Genomic DNA, 20397 nt, shown 5'->3' on the forward strand with positions numbered 1-20397 from the left:
CGCAGGAACCGAGCCAGTGCCAGCGCGATCATCGCGCTACCCGGCGAACCCCGCTGCCCGCACGCGCAGGGCCTCCGGGTCGGTACGATCAGGCTGGCCGGGTGTGCCCGTCCACGACGGCGCTGCCCCCGGAGTGCTTGTGTCGTCGGAGGAACTTGCCCCGGGCACGCGCGCCCGGGAGCGGCGCCGTGAGGTGATGAGTCGGTGGGGATTCGATGCGAGTTAAGCCCACGGTCGGCGAACCAGACGTTGTCGGATTCCGGGTTGGCGTTGGTGTGCGTACGTGGGCCGCAGTGCCGGTGGGCGGATCTGATCTTGCTCGGGGATGAGGCGGTGGGGGAGTGGACCTGGCTGGCACGGGATGATAACGAGATCGCCGAACAGTACTGCCGCGACCACCCCGGGAGCGGCACGCCGGTGTCGTGACGTGGTTCAGACCTGTCCGGCGAAGAACTCATCCGGGTCATCCCGAAGCAGGCGGACGAATTCACTTGCACCAGTTAATTCCTCGTCCACCACCGCATCTGCCTCGCCAGCGGTACCCAGCTGATCTGCGGGACTGCGCCTGAGAACACCGAACATCCGAGGGCCGCATCTTCGAGCCCGCGAAACATATCCTGAGGTCACCTACTGACCGGAGTCATCACCACCGTAGTGGCACCGCACACACCCCAAGCACCCGAACACCCTCCGAGGGCACGGGACCTGAGCACGTTCTTCGACGGGCCGTAGACAGTCAGCTCCTTCGGCGGTGTCGGTGTCCTCGACGTCCACGATGGGGGACTGGGTGTCCTTCGGCTGGCGGTGAGCTGTTCGAGGGAGGTGTCCGTCTCGTCGGAGTCGGTGACTTTCGGTGCGTCGTGGTCGGTGGCCGTGCCTGTTGGTTTCTCATGTTATGGGTGTTCGGATCCGCCGGGCCGTTACCGCACCTATGGGTGCTCGCCCCGGCTGGTGTGCGAGGTCAGTTCTGCGGGTGTCCATGCGGGCCAGGTGGCTTCGCCGACGAGGTGTCCGTCGGTGAACTGGGCGACGATGCGCGGGCCGGTGCTCGCGCTGTTGTCGTACACGCTCACGTGATCGCACCGTGGGAACGCCTGAGCGAGCAGACCCCACAATCTGTGGTATCGCTGGCGGATCTTGTCTTCGGGCACATCGTGTCCGCCGGCGCGCACCCGGTAGCGCACACGCTGGACCGCTAGCTCCTCGGGAATCATCAGCACATGCAAGATGACGGTGTAGTCGTGTGTGCGTGCTTCGTCGATCAGCTCCAGCTTCGACCGATGGGAGAACACCGTCTCGGCGATGAACGATTTCCCCAGGGTCAGCAGGTGTGCCCGGGTCTTCGCGGCGATCTCCGCGGCCTCATAGGAGTGTGCAGCCGGATTCGCCGGCCATCGTTGTTTGGCGATCTCGTCGGCATTGACGAACGGGCTGGCCGGAAGCAGTGGAGCGAGAGTGAAGGCCACGAAGGTGGACTTGCCGGCGCCGTTGCAACCGACCACCAGGTCGAGTCGTTTCACTCGGGCAGGACTGTGCGCGTGCCGTCGGGACGGTACTCGATGATCTGACCGTCCTCGGACAGCGCGACCGTGGTGACTCCCTGGGCCGCGAGCGCGGCACCGTAATCGGTGGTGGCCAGTTGTTCCTCGATCGCCGCGTTGATCTCGGCGTTGAACACTGTGCCTTCTTCGGGTCCGAGTTCACCGATCGGCAACCGGCCGGCTAGAGCGTCTTCTACTCGGCGCCGGGCTGCGGTCTGCCGGCTCGAGACCGCACGTCCCACCCGGGCCCAGTGTTCGAGTTGCTGGCGTCCGGTGCGGTGTTGCCGTTCTCCCTCGGCCATGGCGCTGGCCACCAGGTCCGCTGCCAGGCGAGTGACCTTGTCTCCAGTGCTGTGCATCACTTCACTCCCGGGTGTTGTAGCTAGTTGCTACAAGTGTAGCTGATAGCTACAGGCGCTGTCGGGTTCCTGTTGTCGGAAGGTCCGCCCGAATCCCGCCGACGATCGTCGGTTCTTCCTTCGAGGCCACGCCGCCGGGTGCGGTGAAGGTCCCCTAAACGACAAAAAGCCGCCCCCAACTGGCCGTTGAGGTCAGTCCGGAGGCGGTTTAACGTGGAGTGTGCGGGCCGTATCCCGTCGGGTCGAGACTTGGCATTCCGGGATACGACCCGCCGAGTTTTTGCTGACTCCTGCCTCCGCTGCGAGCCGCGTAGCTGAGCCGCTCTCGAACCAACCCTGAGCGCGGCGCTCCACGCTGACGATCGGCGAACGTCGCATGTCGGTACCAATCTGCGGGCCTGGCGGGAACGCCGCCGGGGGGTTGGGTGATGCACCGTGCATCACGGTGGGCGGCGACTTGGCGGACGATTCTTCTGGTTCGGGCGCTGTTCTGCTGACTGATCAGAGGGGCGGGTCGGTCCGCTCGATCGCCGGTTCCGGTGGAGCGAGACGGGGAGGCTTGCGATGGGACTGAGGGTGCGAGAAGTCGGGGTCTGGGATCGCCGTCATGCGTCTCGGTCCGGCGGTTCCACTAGGGGTGGCGTGCGGTCAGGATGCGTGACCTGATTTGCGGGGTGGTGGCGCAGACGACGCTGAAGGCGGCTTCCCGGATCAGCCTCTCGGTGGGCTCACCGCGTGTGACCGATCGGCTTCCCGCGGCGGTGGCGACGTACGTGGCGGCGGTGACGGCGAATTGGCTGGCATGGGCACGGGCGTCGTATACGTCACCGTAGCCGGTGGCCGCGTTGTTGAGGGCGTCGCGGATGGTGGTGTGTGTTTCCCACAACTATGCGGTCGGGTGTCCGATGCGGTCGGCTTCGGTCAGGCACGCTCGTGCCACGCCGAGGGCGAGGGAGCCGTCGAGCCGGAGATTCAACCGGTGGGCCGTGCTGAGTCCGCCCGGATGTGGATAACTGCGGTGGGGAGACGTGGTGGCCGTTGAGGTCAGTTCGGTGGTGTTGGATGCGTCGGCCTCGGACAGTGGGATTCGGTATCGACCGGTCGGTGTCTGCCGACGGGGCGCGGCTCTCATTGTTGCCGTGCGTCCTCGCGGGCACACCTGGTTGAGTGGGGGAATTACCTGGGCGACCGGCGGGTACCTAAACGCGCCTTGTCGGAGTCGTGGGTCTGACTCGGAGAGTTTGACGAGAGCGGGTTGAGTGCTGATGACAGGCTCGCCATCCTCAGTGATGTCCGGCCATGCTGAAGGCAGATGATCAGTCATCGAATCCCAGTAGGCGGTGTCGCGGGTACGGGCTGTATATCGTCTCGCTCCGCCATACTTGCGCCATCCGATCGGGGATCCGAGCTCGCAGCAGATCCGATGGCGTTTCGCGTGTTTCGCCCGAGTAGCTGCTGCGCTCCGAGGCTGATGAGCGCTAGGAGTATGGTTCCGGCGCTATACCAGACGACGGTTGGCACCAGGCCGTGTGCGTCTGCTAGTTCTCCGGCGATGATAATGGGCACGCCGAACGCGATGTAGGAGACGACGTAGATTGCGGCGACGACCCCCGCACGCTGATGCTCTACCGCGAGCGGGAGGATGAGGCGCAGTGATGCGGTGAAGGATGCACCGAATCCGACGCCGGCAATGGCCTGTCCGCTGATCATGATTGCCAGGCTTCCGGTAAGTGCGCCATCTATAATGCCGATGGCCCCGATGAGGGACGCGTAGATGCCAAGGGTCATTGCGCGGCGGGGGTCGAGTCTGGCGAACACCAGTCCTATGACAGCCGATGTTGCCGGCGAGACGAATCCGGATAGGCCGTTGAACAGCCCGCTGTCCAAATGGAAGACGCTGCGAACCATGCTCGGGGCGAGCCCGCCTGAGAGGCCTGCCAGCATCCAGATTGAGGCGATCACAGGCGCTGCCGCGGCGAACTCCCTTCGGGCAGCGAACGGGATCGCGACGCTGGGGATTAGTGAGCGGAGTGCGCCGGGGGTGCGGGACACGCTCTCCGGTGACAGGACGATGACGACGATCCCGAGGATCGTGATGATGGCGAGGGCGATGAAGATGATCGAGTTCGCCGTTGTCGTGAGCTGGATCGCGAGGCCAGCAAGCAAGGATCCGAGACCGAGACCGCCGGTTAGACCGACGCTTCCGAGGATCGTGCCCAGTCGCTTCCGGTTCGGAGGGGCGAGTTCGATGAGCGCCGCGGTGAAAGCAGTCGTTGCCGCGCCGGTGGCAACGCCCTGGACGATTCGGCCGGTGACCACCCATCCGATATCGGGGGCGAGTAAGAACATGCCGTTCGACACGAGCTGAAGGATGAGGGCTCCGACCAGAACGGGGCGTCGGCCGACATGGTCCGAGAGGGACCCCAGCGTGAGGATGGCGGCGAGGAAGCCAATCGCGTAGACAGCGAACGCCAATGTCAGAAGCGCTGCGGGAAAGTTCCATTGCTCTTTGTAGAGCACCAGTAGCGGGGTCAATGCGCCGGCCGCTAGATACAAGCTTGTGAACGTGATCGCGCAACCCGTCAACGCAAAGCCGGCGGGTAGAATGTGGCGAGGCAGATGTGAAGGCGTCGTCTCAATAGATGCTTGGAATGGTGACATTGAGGACCTTCCGGAGCGGGCCAGCCGCGAAGGCGTGGTCGTCGAAGAGTGATTGCTGCATGAAAGGGCGTATGAGACGTCGGCAGTTCTGCTGGTCACCGCTTTGTCGCGAAAGCGCATGTTCGAGGTCCCGTATTTCCGACCCGATGTGCGGTGCGATGACGACCGGCCCGGCGGCACCTTTTTCCGTTAGGTGCAGCAGACCGCACTCTTCGGCTTGTAAGGATTGTTCCCCTATTGCATGAGTGCGGATACGGCGGGCGGCAGATATCTGATCTTGTCGGTCAGAAGGTTGTCGTCGGGATTCTGCTTGCTGGGTCCGTATCTAAATGATTGATGAGCAAGCAGATTTCGGTGAGCGACTCGAGTCATGCACACGGCTAGGATGGGTTTGGGCAATTGTTGACAGAGGAATCCAATCTCTTTGGGCTAGAGGAGGATTGACTTCTTGTCGATCTTGAACAACTGGGGTCGACGAAATCCCTGCCATTGCGGTGAAGCAGTTTTCCAGTCGCCATGGAGATCGCTCGGCCAGAGCATATTTCGTATCTGTTCGCGCTGCGTCTCCTTGTCAGCCGGATTCTCGACGACCCAAACGGCTTCCGAAGCGCGGTCGCACTCAGTCTGTGATTACGACGATGCCTGTAGGTTCGCTCAGTGCATCCACTGTTCGATCGGCAGCGCAGTCAATGTGAATCCGAGGTTCCTCGGGTTGTTGTTGCTCGTTATAGGTGCCGGGCCCGTAGAATTGTCCATAGCGCAACACCACGCCGCCCTGGTCGAGCACCGAACGCTCGAGGTCTGCGACAGCTAGGGCATCAGGTCCGTCGGGTAGTTGCCAGGCGACGCTTTGAGCCAGGATTTTCGGTGATCCGCTCCGCCGCGAGGCCTCTATCAGGTTGCGCGTTCCCTCGGTTCGGATGCGCGCGTTCAGGTCTGTGAGCTCGCTGATCTGCGTCGCGTCGTCCGGTAGATCGGTCAGTTCGCTCAGTATTACGTCTGGTGCGAAGTGATGAACAGCCTGGAAGAGTTCCTCCCGGTCGAAGACGTCACACAGTATCGGTTCGGCGCCCAGGCGTTCGAGCACCTCGGTTTTGCTCGGCGAGCGGGTCATGCCGCCGACTGTGTGTCCGGCCTGAATTAAACGCGGTATCAGACGCTGCCCGATAACGCCGGATGCGCCTGCAAGAAAAATCTTCATGATTACACCTGACTGTATTTCCTGGAAGTCAAGGTATGACTTGACTATTCGGTGGAACGAGCACTCCGCCTGAGGCTCCTTCATTCAATTCTCCAGGGTGTGTGGATCCAACCCTGTCAGTAATGAAGACCGAATAGGGGCCGGGTCTGTGACACAGACGCGCGAGCGTCGAGCCCAGCGCATGCTCCCTCGGATCTTCGACTCGCCGCCGTCGACAAACAACTCTCTGCCAGTGATGAACGCCGCCTACTCACAGGCGAGGAACAACACCGCATCGGCGAGTTCGGAGGGTCTGCCCGGTCGGCCAAGGGGAACATGACTCGCCTCCTGCGCAAGCAGAGCCGAAACCTCTCGCGATGAGTAACTGGAGGCGGCCTGCCAGCCCGGCGAGGCCAGGAGAATCGGTGGCCCTGGAACAGACATGTTGACTCGTATGCCCAGTGCGGCAAGTTCGATCGCCCACATGCGGGTGAGCGGGCGACGTGCAGGTTCGAGAGGAACCTCGACCACGTGCTTAGTGGCCTGGGACCATTCGGGTGGACACGCCGAAGCGGTTCCATGTGTTGATCGTCGCGATGGCGACGATGAGTCGGGCGAGTTCGGTCTCGTCGAATTCGTCTGCGGCCTTTGCATACACCTCGTCTGGAACGAATCCGTCTGTGAGGACGGTGATTGCCTCGGTCAGTTCGATCGCCGCGATTTCCTTTGCTGTGTAGTAGTGCTTCGACTCGGTCCATGCGTTGAGCTGGATTATCCGCTCCGCCGACTCGCCGGCAGCCAGCGCATCCTTACTGTGCATGTCCAGGCAGAAGGCGCAGTGGTTGATCTGGGAGGCGCGGATCTTGACCAGGTTGAGCAATGTCGGATCGACGCCCTGCCTGGCGGCCGTGTCGAGACGGAGCATGGCTTTGTACGCCTCGGGGGCGAGCTGTGCCCAGTCCAGGCGTGGTGCGTGCTCTGGGAGGAGTTTCTTGCTTTGTTCGGTGTGGTTCGTTGTCATACGCGCAACGCTACGCGCCGAGTGGTACCGGAGTAGGGTCCACTTCTATGTCAAAATCTCGTACCAATTGTGGGGCCGGAGTGCAGGTCGGATTCGGTGCTGACCTGCATCTGGACTTGAAGGGATCCGGGCTGCGCGTTGGGTTGACGGACGCCCTGCGGGAGGCTGTGCGCGAGGGACGTCTGGTGCCTGGTACTCGGCTGCCGGCGTCCCGTTCGCTCGCTGCCGATCTTGGTATCTCACGAAATACCGTGACCGAGTCTTACGCCGAGCTGGTAGCCGAGGGTTGGCTCACCGCGCAGCAGGGTTCCGGGACATGGGTGGCGATGCGGGCCGCGCCGCGCACGGCCCGACCCGTAGTCCCGCGTACGAAGCCGACGCAGCGTCGTGCGGCCTACGGGCTGCTACCGGGCTCCCCGGACCTTACGGACTTTCCGCGCGTGCAGTGGCTCACCGCGGCCCGCCGCGCACTGACAGTGGCACCGCACGACGCATTCGGCTATGGAGATGCCCTCGGCCGGGTCGAGCTGCGCGTCGCCTTGGCGGAGTACCTGGCGCGGGCCCGTGGGGTGTACGCCGAGCCGGAGCGGATCGTCATCTGTTCCGGTTTCCACCACGGTCTGACACTGATGGCACAGACACTCAGAGCGAGGCGAGTGCAGGTAGTGGCCGTCGAGTCGTACGGCCTCGACCTTTATCGAGACCTACTCACTAGTGCAGGTCTGCGTACCCCGCCCCTCTCTGTCGATGAATATGGGGCCCGCACAGACGAGTTAGCACGATTGCGTGGAGTTGGTGCGGTTCTGCTGACACCGGCGCATCAGTATCCGACGGGGGTCGCGCTGAGCCCGGGCCGACGCACGGCGGCTATCGACTGGGCGCGCACCACCGGCGCACTGATCCTGGAGGACGACTACGACGGGGAGTTCCGATACGACCGTCAGCCGGTCGGTGCCCTGCAAGGCCTCGACCCCGAGCGGGTCGTGTACTTCAGCTCGGTGAGTAAGTCGCTGGCGCCGGGGCTGCGGCTCGGGTGGATGGTGTTGCCGAGGGATGTCGTTCCGGAGATCAGGACAGCCAAGGGGCACGGAGACTACATGTCGAGTGCGCTCGAGCAGTTGACGCTCGCCGAGTTCATCGCGTCGGGCGCGTATGACCGTCATGTTCGAGCGATGCGGGTGCGCTACCGGCGCCGCCGTGACCAACTCGTCGAGGCCTTGGCTACTCGGGCACCCGATGTTCGTGTGACCGGCATGGCCGCAGGCCTGCAGGCGGTCCTCGAACTCCCGCGCGGGACCGAGCACTCAGTCGTCCAGGCGGCGGCCGAGCAGGGCCTGGCGATCAGCGGCATCGCGCAGTTCCGCTACGAAGCGGAGGATTCCGGCTGGCAGCTACCCGGGCAGGATGCGCTGGTGGTCAATTACGCGGCTCCCTCGGACAGTGCATGGGCGGGCGCGCTGGACGCACTGTGCAAGGTGATGCCCGAGACAGAATCCCCGTAGGCCTGATGTTGGTCGGAAGCTGCGCACAGATGGGTTCGCGCCATTCGGGGTGATGTCCAGATATGTCTGAGTAGGGGCGCTCTCCCTTTCGGCGTTGTCCTTGTCGTGGTCCTGGATGGCGCGAAGCGCCCTAGACCACGGTCAGGCTGGCAGGTTGTCTTTACCGGGTCTCGCCGTACTCCGCCAGGTGGGCGAGTGCGTCTGCGCCGTCGTTGGCTCGGAAGATCAGGGTCGCTAGGGGGACCGGCAGGAACCCTTCCTCCTCCATCCGTTGGAGTTGGAGTATCAGCCCATCGTAGAAGCCCGCCGTGTTCAGTAGCACCACTGGTTTGTCGAGCAGTCCGTGCTTCCTCAACTCCAGGAGTTCAGTGGCCTCGTCCAGCGTGCCCATGCCACCGACCATCACCACGAACGCATCCGCTCTGGCGAGCAACAGTGCCTTGCGTTCGGCGAGATCCTTGGCGATCACCATCTCGTCGGCGTCCTGCCGGGCGAACTGCCGGAGAAAGTCGACCGAGACCCCGACGAGTCGGCCTCCTGACTGTTGTACTCCGTCCGCGACAACCTTCATCAGGCCGGTATCGGATCCTCCCCATACGAGGGTGTGGCCGCCCTTGCCGATGAGTTCTGCGAATTCCGCGGCCGGCTGTATGTAGCGCTCGTCGAGGTCGGCGGAGGACAGGAAAACGCAAATGTTCATGATCGAACTATAGATTCAGACAAGAGCTTGATGCTGAAGCCGTAAGCGCGGCAATGGCGGAGGAAACGATCGGAACCGCGACCGAGGCGATACCAGGCGGTTCGGTTTGGTATGAGGGTCGCTACCGCATCACTGCAGAACTCTTGGGGCGGTAGACGTGACGGAACGACCGAGCCTGAGGTGCTTGCGCACCCACATTTGGCGCAGGTGACTTGACGCGCCTTCCAATCGCTCTTGCACCCGCGGGTGATGACGTGCACTACAGCAGACCCTGGAGGTGAGGCCCCTGACGCAAGACGGGGCGGGAGTTTCGACCATCAGCTGCTGACGATCCTCGGAGGATCTCGCGTGTGGAGAGCACGTAGTGTCCGTGCCTGCGCGTTGAGTGGCCCAGCTGACATCGTCACGATGATCGACTCCACGGCAGCTAGGTCTGCAGACATCGCGTCTTCGAGCCTGCCTTTGACTGCCAAGCGATTTCGCCGCGTGTCGCGGGCCGGACTCCGAATTTCACACAGCTGGAGTGCAGGTGGATAGTCACAGCGTCGACGTCAAGTTCCTCGGCCGCCGGGCCGAACCGGTCCGGCCCGCCCCCGCGCTGACGATGCCGGCGCACGGTGTCGCGATTCGGACGGAGCAGTGCTGACATCCGTGGCGAGAGGTGTCCGCGTAAACGGACTCGTATCCTTCGGTGTTCGAATACGTAAGAGCGGGCGCGGCGCCTCCACCTCGAGGGTGGGGCCGCTCGTACCACTGCGCGAAGGTGAGCTCCGATACGAAGACATTGATCGGCACGAGAGTCCTGGCATAGCAACGCAACTGCGGCAGTACGGCAGAACACCAGCAAATCGCGTTTCGATGCGGTGCTGCACCAGTACATTGGTGGCGACGAGTGGTACTCCGATTGGCGCCTACCCCCGCGGCAGTCGTGCCACCACACCCTCGACGGTGGCCGCCGCGATCAGAGCGCTAAGCGTCGACGTCTGCGAGGCCCGGAGGGACTGCGGGATCAACGAGGATTTATTCTGGTGCCGAAGAGTCGGACCGTATGGGAGATCGTCGTGTTTCCGCCCTGGCACTGTGGGTCGCCCGTGGTTACTGTTGTAACCGTGGTGAGCGCGGCTACGTGCCGGATCCTGGTGACTGCATTGGGCCGCTCGCGAGGCCGGCTATGTCGTCCTGCCGTCGCGGAGGCGAAGATCGCCCTCTAGTCACACAGTGTGGAGAAGCTGGGCGTAAGGCAGCGCACCGGGTACACGACTGAAGTAGCCGGGCGCAGCGACGGGAGTCGTTCGAGAGGCGAGGGTTCGGCGGGCTGATGTTGTTGGGCAGGGCGACTGCGTGCCGGACGCTCGACCGGCTGCTTTGCGAGACGCGATCGGGGCACAGTGGCACGCTCGTGTTGCGCGGGGACCCTGGCATCGGAAAGTCAGCGTTGCTGGACTACCTGGCGGAGCGAGCGTCAGGTTGCCGGGTTGTGCGCGCTCAAGGTGTCGAGTCGGAGATGGAGCTGGCGTTTTCAGGCTTGCATCAGCTTTGCGCTCCGATGCTCCACCAGCTCGAGCGCCTGCCAGCCCCGCAGCGAGATGCGCTGGGCATCGCGTTCGGGTTGCGCGCAGCGAACTCGCCGGATCGCTTTCTGGTCGGCCTGGCGGTCCTGAGCCTGCTGTCGGAGGTCGCGGAGGAGCAGCCTCTCGTGTGCCTGATCGATGACGTGCAATGGCTCGATCACGCCAGCGTCCAGGCGCTGGCGTTCGCCAGCAGGCGGCTGCTCGCCGAGCCGGTTCTTTTGGTGTTCGCGGTGCGTGAGATACGGCAGCAGGAGCTGCTGGGCTTGCCGGACCTCGTGGTTGGTGGAATCGGCGATCGCGATGCGCGCCAGCTGCTGACCTCCGCGATCCGTGGGCGGCTGGATGCGCAGGTACTCGACCGAATTATTGCTGAAACGCACGGCAACCCGCTGGCGCTCCTGGAGTTGCCCAGGGGGCTCACCTCTGCTCAGTTGGCGGGCGGCTTCGGGCTTCCCACCCGGCCGCTGGCGAGCCGCATTGAGCAGAGCTTCCGAACACGCCTCGAGGTGCTGTCGCCCGAGACGCAGCTGCTCCTTCTGACGGCGTCGGCTGAGCCGGTTGGCGACGCGAGCTTGCTGTGGCGCGCGGCTGGACTACTCGGGATCGACCCCAGTGCTGCGGCGCCAGCCGAGGACGCGGGGTTGCTCGAGCTTGGGGCCCGGGTACAGTTCCGGCATCCGCTCGTGCGTTCAGCGGCTTACCAGGCCGCGACCTTGAGCGATCGCCGGAAAGTGCATCGTGCACTGGCCGAGGCGACCGACCAGCACGCCGATCCCGACCGTCGGGCCTGGCATCGCGCCCGTGCGGCACCCGGGCCCGATGAGACGGTCGCCGCTGAGCTGGAGCACTCGGCCAGCCGGGCCCAGGGACGCGGCGGTATCGCGGCGGCAGCGGCGTTCCTGGAGCGCGCGGCCGAGCTGACGCCAGAGCCAGCCCGGCTGGGAACACGGGCGCTGGCTGCAGCCCAAGCCAAGTTCGACGCTGGCTCGCCTGACAGAGCGACCGAGCTCCTCGCGACCGCCGAGATGAGTCCGCTTGACGATTTGCAGCGGGCGCGGGCGGAGCGGCTGCGTGCCCAGATCACGTTTGCGCGCAATCGCGGCAGCGGAGCTCCAGCGCTGCTGCTCGGCGCTGCCACGCGCCTGAGTCAGCTCGACGCCGGGCTTGCCCGTGAAACCTATCTTGAAATGCTCGGCGCGGCGATGTTCGCCGGCCGGCTCGGCGGAAGCCGCGGGCTGCGCGAGGCGGCCGAGGCGGCTCGCGCCGCGCCTCCGGGGCCACGGCCGCCCCGAGCGATCGACCTGCTGCTCGACGGTCTCGCGACCCGGTTCATTGAGGGCTACGCAGCGGGCGTCCCGCAGCTTAAGAATGCGCTGCGCGCGCTAAGTCGCGACGCTGGTCTCAGCGAGGACGACGCCCGATGGCTTTGGCTAGCGTGCCGCGTCGCAACGGATGTGTGGGACGACGAGAGCTGGCACGAGCTCGCCTCACTTCAGGTCCGGCTCGCCCGTAGTGCCGGCGCGCTCAATGTTCTCCCTATCGCGCTCACCTACCGTGCCGGCGTGTGCGTCCACGCCGGAGAGTTCGCGGCCGCGTCGGCTCTGATCGATGAAGCGGAGACGATCACACAGGCAACTGGGAACGCACCCCTCCGGTATACATCGCTGGTGCTCGCCGCCTGGCGTGGGCAGGAGCCCGAGGTACTGAAGCTGACCCAGGCCAGCCTCGACGATGCGACCCGCAGAGGTGAGGGAAGGGCGATTACGCTCGCCGAGTACGCGACCGCAGTGTTATACAACGGTTTTGGTCAGTATCAGGCCGCATTTGAGGCTGCACAAAAGGCGTGCGAACTAGACGATCTAGGGCTGTGTGGCTGGGCGTTGATCGAGCTAGTCGAGGCGGCCGCCCGCAATGGCAGGACACAGGCCGCCGCGGCGGCATTCGAGAGGCTCGAGGAGCGGACACGGGCCAGCGGCACCGACTGGGCACTGGGAATAGAGGCACGCTCGCGCGCGCTGCTGAGCGACGCCGCCGCCGCCGATGCCCTCTACCGCGAGGCGATCGAGCGGCTCACCCGGAGCCGAATCGTTGTTCATCTCTTCCGCGCACGCCTCCTGTACGGCGAGTGGTTGCGTCGTGAGAACCATCGCTCGGCCTCACGCGAACACCTGCGTGCCGCCCACGAGATGTTCAGCCACATCGGGGCAGACGGCTTCGCCGAGCGTGCGCGCCGTGAGCTTCTGGCCACCGGCGAGACCGCACGCAAGCGCACAGTCGATACCTTCGGCGAGCTTACGGCGCAGGAGGGCCAAATCGCCAGGCTGGCTTGCGACGGGTATACCAATCCGGAGATCGGCGGCCAGCTGTTCATCAGCTCTCGTACCGTCGAGTGGCACCTGCGCAAGGTGTACACGAAGCTGGGGATCGGCTCACGCAGAGAGCTTCGTAACATGCTAGCCAGTAACGGAAACACATGCTAGCCAGTAACGGAAACGCGGCGCTGCCGACGTAACGATCGACGACGCCTCGACCACTCAAGAGATGCGATCCGGCAAGCCTTTCGAGGGGATTCTGTCATCTGACCGATGTCGGGTGGCCGCCTCTGGCCTAGCGCCTTGTGCTCCGTAGTGCGCAGGCGTGGGCGATCGCTTTCGTGGCTAGGGTCGGGGTCCCGCCGACTAGGAGGCGTATCGGCCCGTAACCGTGGTCGTGCATTGTGAAGCGACAGCCTCGAAAAGTGCTGCTATGTCGTTGATCACGTCGATTACGATGAACACGTAGCCGATCAATCCAGGCGGCGAGTCCAGCAACGGGGGTCCACTGCAAGTGCCCCACTCTCGTACGGCTCTTGTGAATCTGTGCGCGATGCCGCTGAAGGGGAGCGCGACGGACATGGCGCCGGTCGCGTCGGCGTCCCCCTGAATAACTATCATCGGCAGAAACACTTTCTCGACCCGATCACCGTCGAGATCAGCGGGAACGCTCAGCAGTCCCGGACAGCAGCGCCCAGCATCGACCGGTAAGCCCCAGTGCGTGCCCGTCCATTCGATGACCGCGTGTAACCGCGACACCATAGGGTCCCAACTCAATACGAGGTCGGATCGGTGAGAGCGTCCTACTGTCATCCGCCCAGCGGCCGCGGACAGCATCCACACTCGGCTAGTTCCCTGTTCATCGATGTAGGACAGGCAGGTTTCCTCAATTCGGTTCATGACTACCCCGCGGAATCCTGAATCGCCGAGCGACATGAGCGCTGCTCATTCGCCGATATTTTGTTTCTGTTTCGGCCCGCGATCGCGTTGCGGCGTCACGGGCGCGTGCGGCCATACCGTTCCGGAGTTCGGGTGTGGTGAGGAGCCGCAGCATTGCCTGGGCCATCCCGTACACATCGCCGCGACGGTAGACCAGTCCCGCGCTGGTGGGTAGAACCAGCCCCACGGTGGCGGGGTGTTCGGGGATAACCACTGCACGGCCGGCGGCTAAGACATCCAGTAGCGTCAGCACATCAGAGGTGTTGCTCGGCACGACGAAGTCTGCGGTGGCAATCAGGTCGGTCCACTGCTGCCCGGAGGGATCCTCGATCAGGTGAACGTCGGTCTCGACTTTATCCGCGGCCGCCTGCCGCACGACGGCGCCGCGTTGCGCACCGGTCCCGACGAGTAGGAGCTGCGCCTGCCGAATCTGCCGCACCACGGTGAACGCCGCGGCAAGTTGCTCGGCATGCCCGGGGTCGTCGAACGGGCCTAGCGCGACGATGGTCGGGAGGTCCGCGAGTCCGGCCGGCAACTGGTCGGGCTTCGGATGGTCGAGTGGGCGGTGCTGGTGATGGGTCGGCGGGCCTGCCTCGGTGCTTCTGGAATTGGTGTGTGTGTCGGGCATTCTCTGTTTCCTCGTTGTCAACGATTCGCACCTGTCGGCAGATCGTGGGTGTGGTCTTGACTGACCTATTCGGGCCAGCTGGAGTTCTCGATGATGTCGACGAAATCAATGTGGTGGAAGCCGGGAACGAAGTGCTCGAGCACGTCCGCATTGACGGTGCCGAAGGTACTGTCGGGGCGATGTCTGAAGCCGTCGGTGAAGGCATGCAGGATGTTCTTCTTGAAGTTGGGCCGCGGGTGCGCCTGAGTGATCTCGGCGAGGAGCGCTTCGGGGAGGTCGCCTCGTCCTATTCCGAGGACATCGGTCTCCACGCCGGCGGTGACCAGTGCAATTTCCGGCGCCAGCCGGTACGGCACTTCCGGGGTGGTGTGCAGCGCGATTGCCTCCCATACGGTTCGTACGTCGGCGGCGTGGATCCCGCGGCTGGTGATAAACCGTTCGGCTTCGTCTGCTCCATCGAGTTCGAATCGCTGGGTGTCGCCGCGGAAGGTCTCCGTCAGGCCGAGATCGTGGAACATCGCGCCGACATACAGCAGTTCCGGATCGGCTGTTCGTCCCAGTCGCCGTCCGTGGAGCGATCCGAATAGATAGACGAGACGCGAATGGTCATATAGTAACGGCGGCGCCGCTTCGCGTACGAGTTCGGTCGCATCGTTCGCCAGGGATGAATCAGGAATTGCGATCCCGGCTATCGCCTCGGTCATGGTGACTCTCTAAAAGTGTTAGTATTAAACGGAACTCGGTATCAAGGTCGAGAGTGCGCTCTGCGGCCTCTAGTGTTCTGCAGCCGGCTCGCATGGAGCCGGCTTTCCAGTTCGCCGATGATTCGCTGTCGGGATCGGCGGCGCCGGAGCGGATGGTGTTTGGCCACAGCGTGAACCCGGTCGGTGACGAGGCCGACCGCGCGGTTCACGCTCTCGCACCGTGCTCTCCTGCGGGTGTCCTTCGTCAAACAACAGCAGCGGTGGCGAAATCAATAGCAGTGTCGAAATAGTTCGGGCGGACCCATGGCCAGCGCTCGTGATTGTCGGCCAGCCTCTCAGCTGCGTCGTGCGCATCTTTGCGGGCGAGAAGGGCATGTACCAGTGCATCGTGCTGCTCCGGTGTCCGAGCCGGGTTGTCGATATCCGCCTGTAGCTCGTCATCGGTGTCTTGTTGGACGTGTCGCCAGAACTCACGGTCGGTCATCGACCTCATCGGCTTCCGAGATTCCATGCCCGGTCTGGATGGATCGACGACATCCTTGGCGAGGAGCTCCTCGAGGTCGGCGAAATTTCCTGCTTGTGCTGCGGAAAGGAACGCTTGTGTAAGGCGTCGATGCGGTGCCGAGTTCATCGCAGCCCGGTGCTCGCGGTGCCCTCGGTGCGCACGTCGCGCCGCGATTCGATTACGGGCACGTCTGACGAGTTGCCTCGTGTTGGCCACACCGAGTTGAAGAACTTCTGAGATTTTCCGGTATGGGTAGTCGAAGGCCTCCCGGAGAACATAAGCGGCCCGTTCCGAGGGTGTCAGGTCCTCCAGTATCAGCAGCGCCGATTGGACCTCCTCACGGAGTTCAGCTCCTGTCGCCGGGTCGATATGGGGGTCCACCGGCTCAGGTAGCCTACGGAGGTCGTATATCTCGTGCCGTTTCCTGGCGGATTGGGCAAGAGTGATGGCGAGCCTGGTCGTCGTTGTCGCCAGGAATGCCGACGGATTGATGACCACCGTGCGGTCGGTGCCTTGCCATCGAAGCCAGACGTCCTGAACGATGTCCTCGGCCTCGCTCGCGCTTCCAAGGATTCGATATGCGATTCCAAAGAGTCGAGGTCGAACGCTGAGGAAGGCCGAGGCAGCCTGATCAAGGTCGCTGATCTCCCGCCCGCTGCCGTCTGCGTACGTGTCCAACAGCTTCGCGTCCATGGTCTCGACTCCCTCTGCTCCTGTGTGGTGCCATCTGGCAATGTCACTGCAACTACAGTCGCGCTTCGGGCCTACCCATCGCGCCCTTGAAGTCCGTGGTCGGCACCCTGGTGCGAGGAAACCAGTGGGATCATCCGTGGCGCGAACTGAGCTGCGGCGCCTTCATGGCTCACAGGGCAGGCGGATGCGGCACTATTCATGGGAGCTGAGAGGGTGGTGCAGTCCGGGGTTGAGCGGAAGGCCTCGGTCCGCCCGGCTGACATTCTCATGCACTAGGGCTCAAAGGATCCACGACGAGGGTTGTGTGCTGACCCCCGCTGGACACTTGAATGCGTCGCGTTTTCCCTTCGCAGTCCTCGCCATAACGCTCCTCACGCGCTCTCCTGCCCGCGCCTGACTGCCGGCGGTGCTTTCCCGTTCGGTATCACCGTGCTTGTCGCCGCTCAGCCCTTCGGTTTCTTCGTGTTCGCCTACGGCCGTTGCCCCGTCTGGAGCGGATCCGGCGCACCGCGGTCGTCGCCGGGGCTCGAGACTGTCATGGGCTACAACGACAACGATCCCGACCCCTCGTAGGTCGAGGTCGAGGTCGATGACGAAGCACGGCGCGGGCGGCGTGTTTGCCTTGATGATGTGATCGGCGAGGAATCACTCACTCGCGGCACCGTTTCGAGCAGCCGGCAGGACGGGTGCTCCTCTCCGTGGAGCGCGATGACGTCATTGGGTGAGTTAATTCTGTGTGGCAGAGAATCTTTGGCGTAGTGTACGTGAGTCCGGGTGTTGTCGCCCGGAGCTACTGCCATCCGTCCTCATCTCGCCTGCGGAGGAAACTCCCTACTGAAGTCCGTCTCGACTGGTACGCGCCGGGCCGCGCCGACCTTCCGCGATCGTTAGCATGGGTGAACGCTCGGTGCCGGGCACGACGAGTAACCACTGGGGAGGCGTGTACGTTCCCTGAGTAGATAGGCGCTCGGTGCCTCTGGGCCGAAGGTGTCTGCTTCGTGTATGTTTCTGGCGGAGCCGAATTTGTTTGCGTTGTACGGGTGAGAGCGTCGTCGGTTTCCATATGCGAGATCCAGGCATGAAACGCATTCACGATCTACGCCAGGTAGCCGGGCATCCATGGCTATGTCTGTCGCTGTGTGGCCATCCCCGTTGTTGAACTGGTGACAACGAGAACGATGAGCACAACGCCGAGCAGAGTGCGGGGGTCTCCGTGCTCCTGGTTCCACCGGATCTGTCGGTCGCTAACCTAGTCTCAATCGGTCCGGTCGTTATCCTTTACCTCATTATTTTCCAACGCATTTCGTCAGTGTCATAACCCGCGAGGCTGTCACGGATAAGCCACGTTCAGATCGTGCATGTGTTCCCTGGCCACCAATGTGAGCGCTTCCGCACCCCGTAATCGCAGTGGTGCGCGTACTCTGGCCAGTTCTTCGTCGTGTGGATTCATTCTTCTGTGTCGCCCGTATCGCCGACCTGCGCCTGCAGCATAGTGTTCGATCAGCGGTCGCTTACTGCTCGCTGAGGAGCTGCGCGAGTTCTGTCGGCGAGCTCTCGCTGTAGGGCGGGAAGACTACGTCGATGGACTCGTCGGCGGGCGAGAACAGCACTGACTTGTTGTGGGTGAGGTTGTCGAAGCCTGCCTTGCCCAGATACTGGCCGATGCCCGAGCCGCCGACGCCTCCGAATGGAAGGCTGGGGAACATCAGATGCAACATCGTCTGATTGACCGCGCCGCCTCCGAAGGGCAGTGAGGTCAGTAGCGACGAGACCCGCTCCTTGTCTTGGCTGAAAATGTAGGCGGTGAGGCCCGACGGCCGCTCCTTGATCGACTTCACAACCTCGTCGAGGTCGCTGTAGCGCAGGATGGGGAGGATCGGACCGAAGATCTCCGCCTCCATTACTTTGTCGCTCTCCTGGACCGGATAGAGGATCGTGGGCGCGACATAGCGACCCTCGACGTCGACGTCGCCGCCGATGGCGACCTTTGCCGGGTCGATGAGGCCGGCAAGCCGCACGACGTCTTTCTGGGTGGCGATGAGCGACAGGTCGGGGTTCGCCGTTGGATCCGTGCCGTAGAAGTCTCGGACGGTCTTCGTCGTCTCGGCCACGAATTCGTCGGCGACGGATTCGTGCACATAGACGTAACCGGGGGAAACGCACCATTGCCCTCCGAACGCCATGGCTCCCCAGACGAGCTTGCGTGCGGCATCGGCCAGGTTTGCGGTCTGGTCCACGATCGAGGGGTTATGCCCGCCGAGTTCGAGGAGCACAGGCGTGAGGTGCTCCGCGGCTGCGTGCATCACGATCTTGCCGACCGGCACACTGCCGGTGAAGAAGATGAAGTCGAACGGCAGCTCCAGTAGCGCTGAGACGACGGTGCGGTCGCCGCGCACGAGTGCGACGTCTTCCGGCTCGAAGTAGTGCGGGAAGAGCTCGCTGAGCGTGTCAGCCGTGTGGCTGCTGACCTCGGAAGGCTTCACGATCGCAGGGTTTCCGCCGGCCACGATTGATACCAGGGGTGCGACGACCAGAGCGAGAGGTGCGTTGAAGGGGGCGATGAGCAGGGTGACGCCGTAGGGGTCATGGAAGACTTTGCCCTTGTAACCCTGTTTGGCGAAGGTTGCCGGCAACGGTGCGTCGGTGGGCTCCATCCACTGGGCGAGATTTGTTTTCGCGTCAGCGATCGCGCCGAGCGCGGCACCGAACTCGAATGCGATCTCGAAGGTGGCGGTCTTGAAGTCAGCCGCCAGGGCAGCAGTGAGTGCATCCTGGTTCTCGGTGATCAGGCGTTCGAGACGGGTCAGCTGCTTGAGCCGCCAGTCCAGTGACTTGGTGGCATCAGAGGCGAAGCGGTCCTTCTGAGTGCGGAACAGCGAGGTGAAGTCCAGGGTGTCGGACGTGCTCGGCGCCGCGATGGTGATCGTCATTGTTCATTCCTTTCAATGCAAGGCGCGGCGTGGTTTATAGCCGCTAAGGAGTCGACATGAATCCGTATGGGGTGGTGTCGGCATGAATCCATAGGGGGTGATTCCATATGGATGGGAATTGCGCAGGGTCTCATGTCGGCATCCTGGGTTGGTGACAGGGTTGTGCGAACGCGGCGTGGTCGAGACCCTCGGGGCGGTTATCGAAGAAGCTGGGAATCTGCGGCGTGCGATCGCCGCCGATGTCGAGGCGGGCAGCGGCGATCCGCACTTCTGGGTTCGAGGTGGTGGTTCGTCTGCGCCGGAGTCCTCAGCGCTCCCGACGGCTCACCGAGCCGGCGACCGATATGACATTTCCGCAGAGCAATATGACGTGGCTGATCGATGAGCTGGAGGCGGCCGGGTTTGTCGAGCCGATTGGCCGACCCCGGTGATCGCCGGGCGAAGATCGTGCAGCTCACGGATCTCGGATACGACCGGCTCGCCGTCGTCTGTACAGTCTGCGCTTCCCCGATCGCCTCCTGGATCGGAGTCCGCTTTTGCGTGTCGAACAGCTTCGTGTCCATCCTCTCGACTCCTCTGCTCCTGTGTTACCTGCGCCATCTGGCAATGTCACTGCAACTACGGTCGCGCTTCGGGGCTGCCCATCGCGCCCTTGAAGTCCGTGGTCGGCACCCTGGTGCATGGTTGTGGCCACTTGCGGATGGTGCTCGTCGAGACTTGAGGCCACCAGGTGAAGGCGGGGATCAATTGTGGTCTGACGGGGAGGAGCGGCTCGCTCCCAAGCGAAGGTCGAACTGTAGGCATCGGAACTCTGCGCACTCGTCTACGACCCGAGTGGTTACGCACAGCAGCTGTGGATCTCGCCGAAGGCGTGCACACTCCCGGCCAGGAGAACCTGCGGATACGGCCGAGCCGAATATGCGGTCTTGATTTCCAACTGGCACGGCCGAATGGTTCGTCGGCTGCGGCGACATTTGGCCCTTCCGCCGCACGGCCTATTCGACGCGCTGCCCACACCAGCCGAATGATCGGTCGGATCGGCCGGTCGGAAAAGCGTGAGGTCGACAGTATCCACTGGGGGCGAGCGTGCGCCCTGCGCGGCGGCGGAATCAAACGTCAGTTCGCTCTCATCTTTAGCGTCGCAGAAGTGG

15 protein-coding genes and 2 pseudogenes are annotated in these 20397 nt (G+C 63.5%); 3 read left to right on the forward strand and 14 right to left on the reverse strand.

From position 1 onward, the window contains the following. Positions 1 to 429 precede the first annotated feature (429 nt). Positions 430 to 569: pseudogene (locus OYT95_RS44905) on the forward strand (DUF4193 family protein); the annotation flags it as partial. A gap of 178 nt (positions 570 to 747) precedes the next feature. On the opposite strand, the pseudogene OYT95_RS40515 reads toward OYT95_RS44905, so the two are convergent. From OYT95_RS40515 to OYT95_RS40550, 8 genes and pseudogenes are all read right to left on the reverse strand, one after another. After that, positions 748 to 872, reverse strand: a pseudogene (locus tag OYT95_RS40515) (dUTPase); the annotation flags it as partial. Positions 873 to 929: 57 nt separating this feature from the next. Continuing rightward, entirely contained in the window at positions 930 to 1520 is a 591-nt protein-coding gene (locus OYT95_RS40520) for an AAA family ATPase (RefSeq protein ID WP_268793152.1), read from the reverse strand. Continuing rightward, positions 1517 to 1900, reverse strand: coding sequence for a TA system antitoxin ParD family protein (locus tag OYT95_RS40525; RefSeq protein ID WP_268793153.1), 384 nt, complete (start codon positions 1898 to 1900; stop codon positions 1517 to 1519). The genes OYT95_RS40520 and OYT95_RS40525 overlap by 4 nt, the downstream gene beginning before the upstream one ends. A 631-nt stretch (positions 1901 to 2531) precedes the next feature. After that, positions 2532 to 2786 (reverse strand): hypothetical protein, encoded by a 255-nt coding sequence (locus tag OYT95_RS40530; RefSeq protein WP_268793154.1) that lies wholly within the window; start codon positions 2784 to 2786, stop codon positions 2532 to 2534. Between the two features lie 434 nt (positions 2787 to 3220). Continuing rightward, on the reverse strand, positions 3221 to 4561 hold the full coding sequence (locus tag OYT95_RS40535; protein ID WP_268793155.1) for an MFS transporter: 1341 nt from the start codon (positions 4559 to 4561) through the stop codon (positions 3221 to 3223). Between the two features lie 619 nt (positions 4562 to 5180). Next, complete coding sequence (locus tag OYT95_RS40540) at positions 5181 to 5762, reverse strand: NAD-dependent epimerase/dehydratase family protein (RefSeq protein ID WP_268793156.1); 582 nt, start codon at positions 5760 to 5762, stop codon at positions 5181 to 5183. Positions 5763 to 6008: 246 nt separating this feature from the next. Next, positions 6009 to 6395 carry an SDR family oxidoreductase gene (locus OYT95_RS44565; protein ID WP_155773123.1) on the reverse strand — a complete coding sequence of 129 codons (387 nt, stop codon included), beginning with the start codon at positions 6393 to 6395 and terminating at the stop codon, positions 6009 to 6011. After that, on the reverse strand, positions 6277 to 6762 hold the full coding sequence (locus OYT95_RS40550; RefSeq protein ID WP_268793157.1) for a carboxymuconolactone decarboxylase family protein: 486 nt from the start codon (positions 6760 to 6762) through the stop codon (positions 6277 to 6279). The genes OYT95_RS44565 and OYT95_RS40550 overlap by 119 nt, the downstream gene beginning before the upstream one ends. A 47-nt stretch (positions 6763 to 6809) precedes the next feature. Here OYT95_RS40550 and pdxR point away from each other — a divergent pair, with 47 nt between their 5' ends. After that, positions 6810 to 8264, forward strand: a complete 1455-nt coding sequence (pdxR, locus tag OYT95_RS40555) for a MocR-like pyridoxine biosynthesis transcription factor PdxR (RefSeq protein ID WP_268793158.1) — start codon at positions 6810 to 6812, stop codon at positions 8262 to 8264. 160 nt (positions 8265 to 8424) lie between these two features. Here pdxR and OYT95_RS40560 read toward each other — a convergent pair whose 3' ends face one another. Continuing rightward, on the reverse strand, positions 8425 to 8964 hold the full coding sequence (locus OYT95_RS40560; RefSeq protein WP_065493798.1) for a TIGR00730 family Rossman fold protein: 540 nt from the start codon (positions 8962 to 8964) through the stop codon (positions 8425 to 8427). A gap of 1318 nt (positions 8965 to 10282) precedes the next feature. Here OYT95_RS40560 and OYT95_RS40565 point away from each other — a divergent pair. Next, a complete protein-coding gene (locus OYT95_RS40565; protein WP_268793159.1) occupies positions 10283 to 13015 on the forward strand; it encodes a helix-turn-helix transcriptional regulator in 2733 nt (910 codons plus the stop codon). A 198-nt stretch (positions 13016 to 13213) separates the two neighbouring features. On the opposite strand, the gene OYT95_RS40570 is transcribed toward OYT95_RS40565, so the two are convergent. The 5 genes from OYT95_RS40570 to OYT95_RS40590 all read right to left on the reverse strand — a co-directional run bounded on the left by OYT95_RS40570 (position 13214) and on the right by OYT95_RS40590 (position 19246). Further along, positions 13214 to 13783 carry an FHA domain-containing protein gene (locus OYT95_RS40570; RefSeq protein ID WP_328286591.1) on the reverse strand — a complete coding sequence of 190 codons (570 nt, stop codon included), beginning with the start codon at positions 13781 to 13783 and terminating at the stop codon, positions 13214 to 13216. After that, positions 13734 to 14414 (reverse strand): glycosyltransferase, encoded by a 681-nt coding sequence (locus OYT95_RS40575; RefSeq protein ID WP_268793160.1) that lies wholly within the window; start codon positions 14412 to 14414, stop codon positions 13734 to 13736. The genes OYT95_RS40570 and OYT95_RS40575 overlap by 50 nt, the downstream gene beginning before the upstream one ends. Positions 14415 to 14479: 65 nt before the next feature. Beyond that, positions 14480 to 15118 carry an HD domain-containing protein gene (locus OYT95_RS40580; protein ID WP_268793161.1) on the reverse strand — a complete coding sequence of 213 codons (639 nt, stop codon included), beginning with the start codon at positions 15116 to 15118 and terminating at the stop codon, positions 14480 to 14482. A 244-nt stretch (positions 15119 to 15362) separates the two neighbouring features. Further along, the gene (locus OYT95_RS40585) at positions 15363 to 16316 is read right to left on the reverse strand and encodes a sigma factor (protein WP_268793162.1); all 954 of its coding nucleotides are present in this window, start codon (positions 16314 to 16316) and stop codon (positions 15363 to 15365) included. Positions 16317 to 17827: 1511 nt separating this feature from the next. Next, positions 17828 to 19246: an aldehyde dehydrogenase family protein gene (locus tag OYT95_RS40590; protein WP_268793163.1), complete on the reverse strand. Its 1419-nt coding sequence runs from the start codon at positions 19244 to 19246 to the stop codon at positions 17828 to 17830. Positions 19247 to 20397 lie beyond the last annotated feature (1151 nt).

This window comes from Rhodococcus sp. JS3073, from assembly GCF_026810085.1.
Taxonomy (GTDB): domain Bacteria; phylum Actinomycetota; class Actinomycetes; order Mycobacteriales; family Mycobacteriaceae; genus Rhodococcus_F; species Rhodococcus_F wratislaviensis.

Coding starts and splice junctions, on each gene's coding strand:
- OYT95_RS40540 (WP_268793156.1), bottom strand. CDS start 5,762: ATGAAGATTTTTCTTGCAGGCGCATCCGGCGTTATCGGGCAGCGTCTG.
- OYT95_RS40565 (WP_268793159.1), top strand. CDS start 10,283: ATGTTGTTGGGCAGGGCGACTGCGTGCCGGACGCTCGACCGGCTGCTT.
- OYT95_RS40575 (WP_268793160.1), bottom strand. CDS start 14,414: ATGCCCGACACACACACCAATTCCAGAAGCACCGAGGCAGGCCCGCCG.
- OYT95_RS40550 (WP_268793157.1), bottom strand. CDS start 6,762: ATGACAACGAACCACACCGAACAAAGCAAGAAACTCCTCCCAGAGCAC.
- pdxR (WP_268793158.1), top strand. CDS start 6,810: ATGTCAAAATCTCGTACCAATTGTGGGGCCGGAGTGCAGGTCGGATTC.
- OYT95_RS40580 (WP_268793161.1), bottom strand. CDS start 15,118: ATGACCGAGGCGATAGCCGGGATCGCAATTCCTGATTCATCCCTGGCG.
- OYT95_RS40560 (WP_065493798.1), bottom strand. CDS start 8,964: ATGAACATTTGCGTTTTCCTGTCCTCCGCCGACCTCGACGAGCGCTAC.
- OYT95_RS40535 (WP_268793155.1), bottom strand. CDS start 4,561: ATGTCACCATTCCAAGCATCTATTGAGACGACGCCTTCACATCTGCCT.
- OYT95_RS40570 (WP_328286591.1), bottom strand. CDS start 13,783: ATGTCGCTCGGCGATTCAGGATTCCGCGGGGTAGTCATGAACCGAATT.
- OYT95_RS44565 (WP_155773123.1), bottom strand. CDS start 6,395: ATGCAAAGGCCGCAGACGAATTCGACGAGACCGAACTCGCCCGACTCA.
- OYT95_RS40525 (WP_268793153.1), bottom strand. CDS start 1,900: ATGCACAGCACTGGAGACAAGGTCACTCGCCTGGCAGCGGACCTGGTG.
- OYT95_RS40585 (WP_268793162.1), bottom strand. CDS start 16,316: ATGGACGCGAAGCTGTTGGACACGTACGCAGACGGCAGCGGGCGGGAG.
- OYT95_RS40590 (WP_268793163.1), bottom strand. CDS start 19,246: ATGACGATCACCATCGCGGCGCCGAGCACGTCCGACACCCTGGACTTC.